Annotated in this window: 12 protein-coding genes and 1 pseudogene; 3 read left to right on the top strand and 10 right to left on the bottom strand. The window is 64.1% G+C overall.

Features of this window, described 5'->3' with window-relative positions; translation table 11 throughout:
- Positions 1–32: 32 nt before the first annotated feature.
- Positions 33–1,166, bottom strand: a complete 1,134-nt coding sequence (locus LD110_RS13685; protein WP_225499378.1) for an LOG family protein — start codon at positions 1,164–1,166, stop codon at positions 33–35.
- 34 nt (positions 1,167–1,200) lie between these two features.
- Here LD110_RS13685 and LD110_RS13680 point away from each other — a divergent pair, with 34 nt between their 5' ends.
- The 3 genes from LD110_RS13680 to iolB all read left to right on the top strand — a co-directional run bounded on the left by LD110_RS13680 (position 1,201) and on the right by iolB (position 3,864).
- Positions 1,201–1,974: a gamma-glutamyl-gamma-aminobutyrate hydrolase family protein gene (locus tag LD110_RS13680; protein WP_225499377.1), complete on the top strand. Its 774-nt coding sequence runs from the start codon at positions 1,201–1,203 to the stop codon at positions 1,972–1,974.
- Between the two features lie 203 nt (positions 1,975–2,177).
- Complete coding sequence (locus tag LD110_RS13675; protein ID WP_225499376.1) at positions 2,178–2,918, top strand: GntR family transcriptional regulator; 741 nt, start codon at positions 2,178–2,180, stop codon at positions 2,916–2,918.
- A gap of 52 nt (positions 2,919–2,970) precedes the next feature.
- On the top strand, positions 2,971–3,864 hold the full coding sequence (iolB, locus tag LD110_RS13670; RefSeq protein WP_225499375.1) for a 5-deoxy-glucuronate isomerase: 894 nt from the start codon (positions 2,971–2,973) through the stop codon (positions 3,862–3,864).
- A gap of 71 nt (positions 3,865–3,935) precedes the next feature.
- On the opposite strand, the gene galU is transcribed toward iolB, so the two are convergent.
- The 9 genes and pseudogenes from galU to LD110_RS13625 form a co-directional block, all read right to left on the bottom strand.
- Complete coding sequence (gene galU, locus LD110_RS13665; RefSeq protein ID WP_225499374.1) at positions 3,936–4,817, bottom strand: UTP--glucose-1-phosphate uridylyltransferase GalU; 882 nt, start codon at positions 4,815–4,817, stop codon at positions 3,936–3,938.
- 159 nt (positions 4,818–4,976) lie between these two features.
- Entirely contained in the window at positions 4,977–5,852 is an 876-nt protein-coding gene (locus LD110_RS13660; RefSeq protein ID WP_225499373.1) for a sugar phosphate isomerase/epimerase family protein, read from the bottom strand.
- Between the two features lie 10 nt (positions 5,853–5,862).
- Complete coding sequence (locus LD110_RS13655) at positions 5,863–6,876, bottom strand: Gfo/Idh/MocA family protein (protein ID WP_225499372.1); 1,014 nt, start codon at positions 6,874–6,876, stop codon at positions 5,863–5,865.
- 47 nt (positions 6,877–6,923) lie between these two features.
- Positions 6,924–7,841, bottom strand: a complete 918-nt coding sequence (locus LD110_RS13650) for a sugar phosphate isomerase/epimerase (protein WP_225499371.1) — start codon at positions 7,839–7,841, stop codon at positions 6,924–6,926.
- Positions 7,842–8,033: 192 nt separating this feature from the next.
- Positions 8,034–9,548: pseudogene (locus tag LD110_RS13645) on the bottom strand (CoA-acylating methylmalonate-semialdehyde dehydrogenase); the annotation flags it as partial.
- Positions 9,549–9,588: 40 nt separating this feature from the next.
- Positions 9,589–11,559, bottom strand: coding sequence for a 3D-(3,5/4)-trihydroxycyclohexane-1,2-dione acylhydrolase (decyclizing) (gene iolD / locus LD110_RS13640; RefSeq protein ID WP_225499370.1), 1,971 nt, complete (start codon positions 11,557–11,559; stop codon positions 9,589–9,591).
- Between the two features lie 5 nt (positions 11,560–11,564).
- Positions 11,565–12,515 (bottom strand): deoxyribose-phosphate aldolase, encoded by a 951-nt coding sequence (locus tag LD110_RS13635; RefSeq protein WP_225499369.1) that lies wholly within the window; start codon positions 12,513–12,515, stop codon positions 11,565–11,567.
- Positions 12,512–13,540, bottom strand: coding sequence for a 5-dehydro-2-deoxygluconokinase (gene iolC / locus LD110_RS13630; protein WP_225499560.1), 1,029 nt, complete (start codon positions 13,538–13,540; stop codon positions 12,512–12,514). Before iolC ends, LD110_RS13635 begins: the two co-directional genes overlap by 4 nt.
- Before the next feature lie 177 nt (positions 13,541–13,717).
- The gene (locus LD110_RS13625; protein WP_225499368.1) at positions 13,718–14,122 is read right to left on the bottom strand and encodes a tautomerase family protein; all 405 of its coding nucleotides are present in this window, start codon (positions 14,120–14,122) and stop codon (positions 13,718–13,720) included.
- Between the last annotated feature and the right edge of the window lie 24 nt (positions 14,123–14,146).

Genomic DNA, 14,146 nt, shown 5'->3' with positions numbered 1-14,146 from the left:
ATACAAGCTGTACTCAACCTCATAGCCGGCTCTTATCCGGCCACGACCTCCAGCGCCTCCTCGACGCTGTCCACCAGGAAGATGCGGTCCGCCATGTCCCGCCCTTCGGCAAGTCGTTGCAGCATGGGCCACGCCGGATACCGTTGCTGCCAGTGCTCCTTCCCCACCAGAACCATCGGCGTGATCTTTTCCGGCGCACCGTAGTAGTTCTCGCACGCGTCCTGGAAGATCTCCTGCACCGTTCCCGCCGATCCGGGAAGGAACACGGTTCCGGCATTGCACAGCTGCAGTAGGATCGCCTCGCGAACGGAGTTGGCGAAGTACTTGGCAATGTGCGAGGCAAAGAGGTTTGGTGGCTCGTGCCCATAGAACCAGGTGGGGATTCCCAGTGATTCCGTCCCGCCCGGGTACCGTTCCACCACGCGCTCAGCGGTCCTCGCCCAGGCAGTCACCGACGGCCTGAAGCCTGGCACCGCGGAGAGCTCCACCAACTGCGAGCGGAACTCGGTTTCGGGCAGGACGCTGAGATAGGCCCCTGCATTCGCTGCTTCCATGGAGCCGGGGCCACCACCCGTGGCCACCGTGAACCCTGCGAGCGCCAATAGCCTGCCCAGCCAGGCTGCGGCAGCAAAGTCGCCGCTGTCGCGCGGTGCCGCGTGCCCACCCATGACTCCCACCAATCGGGCTCCAGCCCAGCCGTTCCCAAGGAGCTCCTCGAGGGCATTACCAATAGCGTGATCATGTAGTGCCGCGGCCAGCGTGGCGTCCAGGCTTGTCCGCTGCCCAGGCAACATGCTCCAGTGGTAAACCCTTGCGTCGGGAGTGGATTCGTACTCCTTCGCGCGAATGTCCGTGTATAGCTCGGCCGCGCTGTAGAGGCTGCCGCGGTAAGGGTTGAACGGGATGCCCCTAAGCTTGGGGAAGATCAACGCCCCACGGCTGCGCAGCGAGTCCTCAACGGCGTCGTCGTCGAATGTGCAGCCGAGAAAAATGGCCCCTTGGGCATCCAGGTTATTAAGCTGGGCGGTCCGGCCTCGGAGATCCAGCGACTGGGCATGCCATCCGTGCATCGACCATGCTCCGGCACCGACCAGCCTGTCGAAATGTTCCACGCTCTCGACGTCGAGGGTTCGGGGGCTGGGATTGAGTGCGCCGGACGGATTCATGGACCAAGACTAGCCACCACGGCAGAATGTACCTATGGCCGCGATTCCCCGGATCGGCATCCCCGTCCGGCTCAGCAATCCTGAGGGCGCCGACGCCCGGGTAGGCAAAGCCCACCGGATGTTCAGTGCCATTGTGGACCTGGTGCGCGATGTCGAAGCGGAGCCGGTACCGCTTGGAGGTCCGGCGGACAACGGGCAGCTTCAGGCCACCGTCAAAGGACTCGACGGCGTGCTTCTTCCCGGCGGAGGCGACCTGAATCCGAGGCTCTACGGCCAGGAGCCTGTGGAGACCTGCTATGACGTCAATCCGAAGCAGGACGAACTGGACCTCGCGGTGGCCCGTGCGGCGCTCGGCTCGGACGTGCCGTTGCTGGGCATTTGTCGCGGACATCAGCTCGTCAATGTGCTCTACGGCGGAACCTTGATCCAGGACATCCCCCAAAGCAGCGTGGTGCACAGGAGCCCCCCGCCGGGCTCACCCGCGGCAGGCATGCAGGCTACCAAGGACACCTGGGCGTGGCACGACGTCGAACTTTCCGCAGGGTCCCGCATGGCGGGCCTCTATAAGCGCCGGCTGGACAGCGGCCTCACCGTCACCGTCGCGTCGGGCCACCATCAGGCGGTCGACGACGTCGGGCCAGGCCTGGTGGTCACGGCAGTCGCGGACGACGGCACCGTGGAAGCCCTTGAGGATCCGGAGCGGTGGGTGGTCACCATGCAGTGGCACCCTGAAGCAGCGCAGCCATCAGCCGCGCAGAGAGTGGAACCGTTTGCCGCGTTTGTCGACGCGTGCCGGGAACGGATGTAGCGGCCACCTCTGGCACTCAGGCCCTTTCCGCCGTCGGGCTCTGTCTTTCCCCGAGGCGTGGTGCCCTTGACCGGGCACGCGGCACTGCTATGATCAAAAAGGCAGTATGTCCTATCAAACGTACAATAGCGGACAAAGGCGGCGCGGAGGGCATTACCACGGCGATCAGCCGCGCACGCCGCCTCAGGCACTAGGGAGAGCCCATGGCGAATCAATTCAGTCTCAATATCGATCGCAACTCCCCTGTGCCGCTCTATCATCAGGTCGTCCAGGGCATCGAAGCAGCCATCCACAGCGGACTGCTGGAACCCGGCAGCCGTTTGGACAATGAGATCGACCTAGCCGCACAGTTCAACCTGTCCCGGCCCACCATGCGCAAGGCGATGGATGAGCTGGTCCGCAGCGGCCTCCTGGTCCGGAAACGCGGCGTCGGAACTCAGGTTGTTTCCAGCCAGGTCCGCCGGCCGTTGGAACTGTCCAGCCTTTACGACGACCTCCGCAACAACGGCAAGCAGCCCACCACAGAAGTGCTGAGCTTTGACCACGTCGCTGCGGATGCGGCCACCCGTACCGCCCTGCAGCTGCCGGAAGGCGCCACGGTCTACCACTTCACCCGGCTCCGCAAAGTGGGTGGAAAGCCGCTGGCCCTGATGGAGAACTGGGTCCGGGACGACATCATCCAAATGGACAAGGACATGCTCTCCCAAGAGGGCATGTACTCCATCCTTCGGCGCGGCGGCGTGAATTTCCGCCTCGCTACCCAGCGGATCGGTGCCATGATCGCCAACGATTACCAGGCGCCGCTGCTGGAAACGGAAGTGGGTTCTGCCCTTGTGACCATGGAACGCACCGCTGTGGATGACACGGGACGCCTGGTGGAAACTGGCCAGCATGTTTACCGGGCCGACCAATACAGCTTCGAAATGACACTTGTACAGCGCTAAACAATAGGGAAATAGCGCTAAACAGTCGCTAAACAGTAAGGAATAAGCACTTATGGCCAATTGGGTCTATCCCTTGGGAACCGCAGCCGACGGCGACTGGGACATCTCGCTCGGAACCTCCGACTCCGCGCTCGCCGTTGACGGCTGGGCCCACACGGGGCTGAAGGTCGCCACGCTAAGTGCCGGCGCCGCCGTCGAACTCCCGGCAGCAACCGAAGAGCGGATCGTAGTGCCGCTCAATGGCGCCTTCACGGTGGAGGTCGACGGCGTCAAGCACCAGCTTGCCGGACGGCAGTCCGTTTTCCATGGGCCGAGCGACGTCCTGTACAGCGGCGTTGGAAAGGCCGTCACCATTTCCTCCGCCGACGGCGGTAGGGTGGCCGTCGCGACGGCTCCGGCCAAGGAGGCCTACCCAACCCGCTTGGTCAGTGCGGCCGAAACTCCTGTGGAGCTGCGCGGCGCGGGCAACTGCTCGCGACAGGTCCATAACTTCGGTACCCCAGCCACCCTGGAGGCAGACCGTTTCATCGTGTGCGAGGTCCTGACGCCGGCCGGGAACTGGTCGTCCTACCCGCCGCACAAGCACGATGAGGAGAAGGACGGAGAGACGCAGCTGGAGGAGATCTACTACTTCGAGACACGCGTGGCGGAGGAATCGGGTGCCCCGGCCGATGCGGACGCGATCGGTTACCAACGCGTCTACGCCTCAGACGAGCGGCCCATTGACGTCGCCGCGGAAGTCCGCACCGGCGACGTTGTGCTGGTTCCCTACGGCTGGCACGGGCCCGCGATGGCTGCGCCAGGATACGACATGTACTACTTGAACGTTATGGCGGGGCCGGGCCCTGTCCGCGAGTGGCTCATCAGCGACGATCCTCACCATGGCTGGGTCCGTCAGTCCTGGGACGCACAGCAGATCGACGCGCGCTTGCCGTTCTCCGGCTAGAAAGCGAATGACTGGGCGGGCTCCCCCAACGGAGCCCGCCTAGTTTTTTAGCCGGCTTCGCGAACGTGCGGCTACAGCGCGGGAGCTTTCACATCGTCCAGCCAGTCGCGTAGCGAGTCGCCAAGCTCGGGCCGTTCCAGGGCGATGGTAATCACGGCTTTGATGTAGCTGAGCTTGTCGCCCGTATCGAAACGCCGTCCCCGGAAAATGACGCCGTAAACGCCAGCACCCTCGCCCTGCGAAGCCGCGAGTTCCTGTAGCGCGTCGGTAAGTTGGATCTCCCCTCCCCGGCCCGGAGGCGTGTCCTCCAGGATGTCGAAGATCCTTGGGTGCAGCACGTACCGGCCGATCACTGCCAGATTGGACGGCGCCGACCCGGGCTCAGGCTTCTCCACGAGCCCTTGGACCTTCACGTAATCGCCCGACCCTACGGAAACGACGTCGGCGCAGCCGTAGGCGCTGATTTCCTCCGGTGAAACTTCCATAAGCGCCACGACGGAGCCGCCCGTCTCCTCCTGGACGCGGGTCATTGTGGCGAGGACTTCATCTTCCTCGTGGATCAGGTCGTCGCCCAGCAGCACAGCGAACGGTTCGTCTCCCACGTGGCTGCGGGCCCGAAGCACTGCGTGTCCCAGCCCTTTCGGGTCGCCCTGTCGCACAAAGTGGATGTCTGCCAGGGAAGAAGCCTCCCGAACCGCCGCGAGCTTCTGGTGGTCTCCCTTGGCTTCGAGTGTCTGTTCGATAAACGGCACACGGTCAAAGTGGTCTTCGAGCGGACGCTTGTTCCGTCCCGTAATCATCAGTACGTCGCGCAGGCCCGCCCTGACAGCTTCTTCCACTACGTATTGGATGGCGGGTTTATCCACCACCGGCAGCATTTCCTTGGGAGTGGCCTTGGTGGCCGGGAGAAACCGGGTTCCAAGACCCGCTACCGGAATTACTGCCTTGCGCATAGTGCCCCCATTCAGTTGTTTGTCGTAAGGCGACGCTACCCCAGGGATATGGCCGGAATGTAAACCGGGTGGAACAAATGTAAAAAAACGGCCGACGTTGGGCCCCTACATTTCTTTTGGGAAATAGGGGCCCGACGCCGGCCATTATCTGGTGTTGCGTTATGCAGAAACCTTACGAATGTATTGGTTCATGGTTTCCAGCTGGTACCGCGAGACTTCTTCATTATTCTCATTCTCGGCGAAGACGCTGGAGACCATCACGGTGTTCTCCTTGTCCAGGAAGCCAATCTCATGCAGGCCGCCGAAGAATTCGTCCCAGTTGACGTCGCCGTCGCCGATTTTGAGGTGCTGATGCACGCGGACAGCATTGCCTGGCGGGTTGGTGATATAGCGCAGGCCATGGGACGCGTGGTGGTTCATCGTGTCGGAAACGTGGACCAGCCGCAGCTTGTCGCCTGCAGCCCGCATGATTTCCAGTGGCTTGTTCCCCATGTGGTAGGTGTGCGAGGCAACGTACACCATCCCGATGTTGGGCGAGTTCACGCCGCGGATCACACGGAGCGCGGCCAGGCCGTCTTCCACGAAGTCGTCCGGGTGCGGATCAATCAGGACATCCAGTCCTTCGCGCTCGATGATCGGCAGCAATTCCTCCATGGAGCGGTAGAAGGCACGCTCGGATTCCTCCGCCTTCTCCGGCCGACCGCTGAACTCGGTGTTCATGGTCTTCACGCCGAGGTCAACGGTGATCTGGATGGCACGCTTCCAGTAGCGGACTGCAGCTTCGCGGGCATCCTCGTCGGGCCCGGACCAGCGCAGCACAGGGAGCACCGATGCAATCTCGACGTCGGCGTCCTTGCATGCCTTCTTCAGCTGGCCGACCAGCTCGTCGTCAGCTTTCGGGTGGTTGAAGAACGGGATGAAGTCCGCATGCGGAGTCATCTGCAGGTATTTGTAGCCGAGGTCCGCAGCCACGCGGGGAAATTCCAGGAGGCTGTGGCTGTGGTGGAACGGTGTGGGATCCAGGGCAATCTTCATTTGGAGGCTCCTAGGCGTAGAGTTCCGGCTTGGAATTCAACTGGACCTTGACCTTCTCGCCCGACTTCTGGGCTTCGACGCCGGCCTCGCAGCAGGCTGCGGTGGCGTAGCCGTCCCACGCGGTCGGGCCGCCAATCTCGCCGCGACGGGCAGCATCCACCCATGCCTGGACTTCCACGTCGTAAGCCGCGCCGAAACGTTCCTCGAAGCCGGGAGTGACCTTTCCGCCCCAACGGCCTGCCGAACGGACGTACGGACCGCCGTCGCCGCCGATGCTAACGATTCCGTCCTCGAAGCTGGCCTGCGTGGCCACCTCGTAGCCGAATTTGGCGTTCACGTAGATCTCGACGTCGGCAAGGACCCCGGATTCGGTCTCGATCAGGACGTGCTGCGGATCGTGCTGGCCTTCGGGAGCGTTCCTGGTCGGCTTGCCCAGACGGACCTGGACGGACGTGATTTCCTCACCGGTGAAGAAGCGGATGGCATCGAATTCGTGTACCACCGAGTCGTTGATCAGCATCTCGTTGGTGAAGCCGGCCGGCGTGCTTGGGTTGCGGTGCTGGTGGTGCAGCATCAGCAGTTCACCGAGTTCTTGGTCCCGAATGACCGAACCCAGCGATGCGTATTCAGCGTCGAAGCGGCGCATAAAGCCCACCTGGATGCGCTTGCGTCCCAGTGCGACCTCCGCCTGGACTACCTTCCAGGAGCTTTCGGCATCGGGCGTCAGCGGCTTCTCGCAGAGGATCGGGATGTCCTTCTCAAGGGCCTTGTACAGAATCTCTTCGTGCAGGAAACCCGGGGTGGCGATCAGCACGGCGTTCACGTCGCCGTTGTTGAGGGCTTCTTCGGCGCTTGCCAGCGCCACGGCGCCTTCAATTCCCTCGATAGCCGCCTGGGCGCGGGCCAGGTCAACATCGACGACGGCGGCAACTTCAGCGCCGTGGATGCGGGTGTGGAGCCGCTTGATGTGGTCGGCACCCATACGTCCGGCGCCGATGACAGCAACGCGGAGTGTTTCAGTCATGGTCTTCTTTGTCCTTTGAAAATTCGGCTTTGGCTAGTGGGCCCGAGTTACTGAACTCTGGTGCGGGAACCGCAGGAGAGCAGGTAGTTGCGCGTGCGCTTTGCGATGGGCATAGGCACATCGAACGCTACCGGGTACATGTCCTGTTCCACGATGCCGAAGATCGGCCGGTTCAGGCCTTCCACGGCTTCGATGACGGCACGCAGGTCCGGCAGGCCGCTTGGCGGTTCGGTCATGACGCCGGCCAGGTTGGCTGCGGCCCACGTCATGTTTTCTTCGTTGACCTTCTTCAGCACCTCTGGGTTGATCTGCTTGAGGTGCAGGTAGCCAATCCGGTCAGGGTAGTTCTTGATCAGTTCGAGGCTCGAGGCGCCGCAGTATTCCGCATGGCCCGTGTCCAGGCAGAGGTTCAGGTACTGCGGGTCCGTGGACGCCAGGAGCGTTTCAATGTCCTCCTGGGCGCCCACATGCGAGTCAGCGTGCGAGTGAAACTGCTGCTTGAGGCCGAAGTCCTCGAGGAGGACCTTGCCCATGCGGTTGTGGCCAGCGAAAAGATCCGCCCACTGACGGTCGTTCAACTGGCCGCTCTCCAGCGCCTCTCCAGTGACGTCGTCGCGCCACATGGCCGGAATGACCACGATGTGCTCGCCACCCATTGCGGCCGTCAGTTCGGCCACCTTGCGAGCCGGCTCCCAGGCAATGTCGTACTGGTCCGCACCCCGGTGGAAGGCGGTGAAGACGGTACCTGCGCAGACCTTGAGGTCGCGCTGCTTCAGTTCCTCGGCCAACCGCGCAGGATCCGTGGGCATGTAGCCGTACGGGCCCAGCTCGATCCACTTGTAGCCGGACTCGGCCACTTCGTCGAGGAAGCGCTGCCAAGGCGTCTGTTTGGGGTCGTCAGCGAACCACACGCCCCAGGAGTCGGGGGCCGTGCCGATGATCAGCTTGTTCTCTACTTCAGTCATGACAGCATTGTCTTTCTCTTGTCGACGTGCACTGGGTCGATTGCCTGGCCCGCTGGACCGCGATTAGTCGCGGCGTCCTCGGCCTTCGGATTCGTCGTCGGCGCGTCCAGGAACGGTGTCTTCTCCCCCGTGCAGTTCGTCCGGGAGTCCTTCGGCGATGCCGTCGTGGCGAACGGCGTGGCTGTCGTCGGCGTGGGAGGGGAAGTTGTAGGAGGCGCCGGAGGCGTGGTGGGTTTCGGGCCAGCGGGAGGTGATGACCTTGCCGCGGGTGTAGAAGGAGACGCCTTCGGGGCCGTAGATGTGCTTGTCGCCGAAGAGGGAGTTCTTCCAGCCGCCGAAGGAGTGGTAGGCCACCGGGACGGGCAGCGGGACGTTGATGCCGACCATGCCCACGGTGACGGAGCGCTGGAACTTCCGGGCCGCGGCGCCGGAGGAGGTGAAGATCGCGGTGCCGTTGCCGTAGGGGTTGGCGTTGATGAGCTTGATGCCCTCTTCCAGGCTGTCCACGCGGACCACGACCAGGACGGGGCCGAAGATTTCCTCGGTGTAGGCGCTCATTCCGGTCTTCACGTGGTCCAGGACGGTGGGTCCTACCCAGAAGCCTTCCTCGTGTCCGGGGACCACCAGGTCGCGGCCGTCCACCACCAGCGCGGCACCGGACTCGGCGGCGTCGGTGACGATCTTCCGGATGCGGTCCTTGGAGGCCGGGGTGATGACCGGGCCCATCTCCGCGCCGGGGACGGTGCCGTTGTTGACCTTCACGGCCAGGGCGCGTTCTTCGACCTTCTTCACCAGCAGCTCGGCGGCGTCCCCGACGGCGACGGCCACCGAGATCGCCATGCAGCGCTGCCCCGCGGAACCGAACGCGGCGGCGGCCAGGTGGTCGGCGGCGTTGTCCAGGTCGGCGTCGGGCAGCACGATCGCGTGGTTCTTCGCCCCGCCCAGGGCCTGGACCCGCTTGCCGTGCCTGGTGGCGGTCTCGTGGACGTACTTGGCGATCGGCGTGGACCCGACGAAGGAGATGCCGTCCACGTCCGGGTGGGTCAGCAAACCGTCCACGGTTTCCTTGTCCCCGTGCAGGACCTGGAACACACCGTCCGGCAGGCCGGCGTCCTTCCAGAGTTTGGCCAGCAGCAGCGACGGGGAGGGGTCCCGCTCGGAGGGCTTGAGGATGAACGCGTTGCCCGTGGCGATGGCCATCGGGGCCATCCACAGCGGCACCATCACCGGGAAGTTGAACGGGGTGATACCCGCCACCACACCCAGCGGTTCGCGGAAGGAGAACACGTCGATGCCGGTGGAGACCTGGTCGGAGTATTCACCCTTGAGCAGCTGCGGGATGCCGCAGGCGAACTCGATGACCTCCAGGCCGCGGCCGATCTCGCCCTTCGCATCGGAGAGGACCTTGCCGTGCTCGGCGGTCACCAGCTGGGCGAGCTCGTCCACGTGCGCGGCGACAAGCTCGCGGAACTTAAACAGCACCGCGGTGCGCTTGGCGAGGGAAATATCGCCCCACTTCTCCGCGGCCTTCTTCGCCGCGGCAACGGCGGTTTCCAGGTCTGACCTGTTGGCCAGGCGCAGCTCCCCGGTGACCTGCCCGGTGGCCGGGTTGTACACGGGCTGGGTGCGGTCGCCCTCGCCGGGGGTCTCTGCGCCGTTGATGAAGTGGTTGATAGTGGTGGTGGCAGTCGACGTTGACGTTGTCATCTATGATTCCTTGCTCTGTAGCTGAAGTTTGCCCGGGAGGTCAGCCCAGCAGCTTGCGCTGGCGGGACTTGTGGTCGATGTAGGTCTGGAAGGCCTGCTTAGTGGAGTCCAGTTCGGCGACCTGGGAGACGGGCACGTCCCACCAGGATTCGGAGCTCGGCGCGTCCAGCAGCGGGTCGGATTCGACGTGGATCACGATCGGGCCGGTGCCTTCCGGCGCGGCCTTGGCGTCCCGGATAGCCTGTTCGAGTTCGGCGATTACTTTCTCGCCCGGTTCGATCCTGATGACCTTAGCGCCGAGGGACTCGGCGTTGGTGGCCAGGTCGATCGGCAGCTTGTCGCCCTCGTCGAAGCTGTGCTTGTCCTTGTCCAGGACCCGGTACTGGGTGCCGAAGCGCTGCGAGCCCAGCGATTCGGACAGCGAGCCGATGGAGGCGTAGCCGTGGTTCTGGATGAGCACCACGATCAGCTTGATGCCCTCGGCGACGGCGGTGACCAGCTCGGTGTGCATCATCAGGTAGGAGCCGTCCCCCACCATCACGACGACGTCGCGCACCTTGCCGTCGTCGCCGCCTGCGGCGGCCTTCAGATTGGCCTCATCCAGGGTTGCGCGCTTCACGCCCAGCCCGCCCGGGATCTCGTAGCCCATGCAGGAGTACGCGTACTCGACGTGGTAACCGAACGGGTCGCGGACGCGCCACATCTTGTGCAGGTCACCGGGCAGGGAACCCGCGGCGCAGATGACCACGTCCTGGGCGTCCATGGCCCGGTTGGTGGCACCGATGATCTCGTTCTGCGCCGGCAGCGGGGTGTGCCGGGTGTCGAATGCCTCGTCCACGATGGCGTTCCAGCGCTTCTTCTCCGCCGCCACCTGCTGTTCCAGGTCCGCGCCGGCGCGGTAGCCGCCCAAAGCCGTGTTGAGCTTGACCAGGGCCTTGCGGGCATCGGCCACGATCGGGAGTGTAGTTCCGTGCTTGTACGCGTCGATCGGGGCGACGTTGATGTTGATGAACTTCACGTCCGGGTTCTGGAACGCCGTGCGGGACGCGGTGGTGAAGTCCTCGTAGCGGGTGCCGATCCCGATGACGAGGTCGGCTTCCGCTGCCAGGGCGTTGGCCGCCGTCGTGCCCGTGGAGCCAATCGCGCCCAGCGAGTACTTCGAGTCCCACGGCAGCACTCCGACGCCCGCCTGCGTGTTGCCCACCGGAATGCCGGTCGCCTCGGTGAATTTCGCGAGTTCCTCGTTCGCAAAGGCGTAGAGCACGCCGCCGCCGGCGACGATCAGCGGCCGCTTGGCGGCCCGGATGGCCTCCGCGGCGCGGCGGATGTCCTCATCCTCGGCCTCCGGGCGGCGGATCCGCCATTCACGCTCGGCCAGGAACTCCCCCGGAACATCCAGCGCTTCGGCCTGCACGTCCTGCGGCAGCGAAATCGTCACCGCACCGGTCTCTGCAGGGTCCGTCAGGACCCGCAGGCCATGGTGGAACGCCGAAAAGAGCTGCTCCGGGCGGGTCACCCGGTCGAAGAACTTGGACAACGGCCGGAACGCGTCATTGACGGTGATGTCGTAAGCGTACGGCAGCTCGAGCTGCTGCAGCACCGGGTCCGCCGCGCGTGTCGCGAACGTGTCGGACGGCAACAGCAGCACCGGCAGCCGGTTGGTGGTCGCCAAAGCGGCACCGGTCAGCAGGTTGCTGGACCCCGGGCCGATCGAGGTGCTGATGGCGAAAGTCTGCCGGCGGCGGGTGTGCCGGGCATAACCCACGGCCTGATGCACTTGGGCCTGCTCGTTGCGGCCCTGGTAATAAGGCATCACGGACGGATCCAGCTGCTGGTACTGCTTCAACGCTTGGCCGACGCCGGCAACATTGCCGTGCCCGAAAATACCGAACGTCCCCGGGATCAGCCGCTCCCGATACTCGGTGCCACCCACCGAATCCACGGTGTACTGCTTGGACAGGAACTCGACCACGGCCTGGGCCACGGTCATTCTGCGGGTAGAGGATGTCATTCGGGTCACTCCGATACGTTCACTGGAATGCGGGGGGACGTCTGCAGCAGCGACGCGGCGGTAGCCACCGCACCGGCCACATCGCCGTCCTTGGGGTACAGCAGGGTCCGGCCCACTGTCAGGCCCTGAACGCCCGGCAGTGCCAGGGCGGCGCCCCAGCTGGCGAAGACCTCGTCCGGGCTGGAATCCGGGTCACCGCCCAACAGCACCGTAGGCAGCGTGGTGGCGGCCATGACGCGTTCCATGTCCGCGACCACGGGCAGCTTCATCCAGGTGTAGGCACTTGTGGAACCTAGGCCCTCGGCGATCGCGATGGACTTGATCACCGCGTCTGTTGAAAGGTTGTTACGGACCTTGCCGCTGGTGTCACGAATGGACAGGAAGGGCTCCACCATCGCGATGAGCTTCCGCTCGGCCAGGGAATCGACGGCTTTGGCGGTCGCTTCCAGGGCGGATACCGTGTCGGGGTCCTCAAGGCAGATCCTCGTCAGCATCTTGCCGCCGTCGGCGCCCAATGCCTGCAGGGCAGCCGCGGTGTGGCCGGTGAAGCGGTCATCGAACTCGTTCACCAGACCGGCCAGGCCGCCTCGGTTCATCGAACCGAACACCAGCTTGCCTTCCAAGGCGCCAAGCAAGAGCAGGTCGTCCATGATGTCCGGCGAAGCAAGGACGCCATCAACCGCCGGGTTGGCCAGGGCGATCTGCAGGCGATCCAGCAGGTCCCGCCGGTCCGCCATCGCCGTCGGGTCGCTGCCCACTGCCAGCGCACCGCGGGCCGGGTGGTCGGCGGCAACAATGAAGTTCTGCTGGCCGTACTTCAGGCCCGGATGACGACGGCGCGAGGCGGCAGCGCGGGCCACGGCGTCCGGGTCCTCTAGACGGATACGGCTCAGGTGCTCGTAGCGCCGCGGATCGCCGCTAATTCCTGCGATACCAGGGACAGTTTTCAGGCTCATCGGCTTGCTCCTTCGGGAACGGTCTCGCCGGCGGAGGAGACAGCGGCAGCAGAATCAGGAACCAGGCGGCCCCGTTCGGACAGCAGCGAGGTGACTTCCGCCGGCGTCGGCATCGCGTCAGCGCAGGACAGACGCGAGGCAACAATGGCACCTGCCGCGTTGGCGTAGTCCAGGACCTGTTCCAGTGGCCAGCCGGACAACAGGCCGTGAACAAAAGCCCCACCGAAAGAGTCGCCGGCCCCAAGGCCGTTGAGGGTGTCCACCGGCACGGGAGCGGAAACAACACGCTCAGTGCGGGTCTTCGCCATGACGCCTTCGTGGCCAAGCTTGACGACGGCGATCTCGACGCCGGCCGCCAGCAGGCGGTCGGCCTGCTCGTCCGGCGTGCCCTCGCCGACGGCTACGGCGCATTCCTTGTCGTTGCCGATCGCGACAGTGACCTGCGGGAGGATCTTGGCGACCTCAGCGCGGGCCTCTTCCTCGGAGGCCCAGAACATCGGCCGGTAGTCCAGGTCAAGGATGGTGTGCTGGCGTTCCTTCAAGCCAGCCCGTGGGCGGGCCTCGTGCGCGGCGATGTGTGCGCCGCGGCTCGGTTCCTGGCACAGGCCAGTCACGGTGGACCAGAAAATCTTGGCGTCGCGGATGGCATCCAGGTCCAGTTCCTCAGCCTTGATCTGCAGGTCTGGGGCGGTGGGGAAACGGCCGTAGAAGTACAGCGGGAAGTCGTGCGGGGGCTGGATGGCACAGAAAGTGGCTGGCGTCTGCAGTCCCGGTACCGGGGTGACAAAGCTGTCATCCACCTTGAACTTCTTCAGTTCGCCGTGCAGGTAGTTGCCAAAGGGATCGTCACCGGTCCGCGTGATGACGCCGGTGCGGCGACCGTGCCGCGCTGCGGCCACCGCCACGTTAGACGGCGAACCACCCAAGTACTTGCTGAAGGTCTGCACATCCTCCAGTCCCACCCCGATGTCGTTCGGGTAAATATCAACGCTGATGCGCCCGATCGTAAGCAGCTCGTGGGTCACGATGTTCAATGACCTTTCTCTTTGTGGATGTTGCACCCTTCAGGAGGCGTCTCCGGTGCCGGCGGGCCCTCCGTGAGGCGGGCCACAACCACTACTCTGCACCAGTTTTTATGTCCTGTCAAAGGTTTGTACTGACATATTTACAACATGGCATACTGCGCTATTTTAGCGCCAACATCATTTGCGCGGCACAGCCAACTCCCCGGTTACATACTGTGCGCGGCCAAAGCCGAAAGACCAGTCTCCGGGGGTGTTTTCGACATACCCAAGGAACACGTCTTCACCCGCGACACCCAACTCGGAGAGCCGGCCTGCGATCGCCGCGAACAGGGACTCCTTGGCCTCCTGGCTTCGACCACCCTGGGTGAAAATCTGGATCATGACCACGCCGGATGTGCGTTCAAATCCCAATCCCGCGTCCTGGGCAAAGATCTGACCCGCAGGGTGTTCGGTCACGATGTGGAAGTAGTCGCGCTCCGGGATGCCATACTCGGCCAGGATTGCATCATGGATCGCCTGGCTGAGTTCCTTGAGCTGTTCGGGGCTGCGCCCTTGATTGACGTCGATCCTCACGAGGGGCATGTTTCCTCTCCTTTGATAGTTTGT

The sequence above is a fragment of the Arthrobacter sp. M4 genome (genome assembly GCF_020251205.1).
In the GTDB taxonomy this organism is placed as follows: Bacteria; Actinomycetota; Actinomycetes; order Actinomycetales; family Micrococcaceae; genus Arthrobacter.
This window is presented reverse-complemented; position numbering and strand designations above follow the sequence as displayed.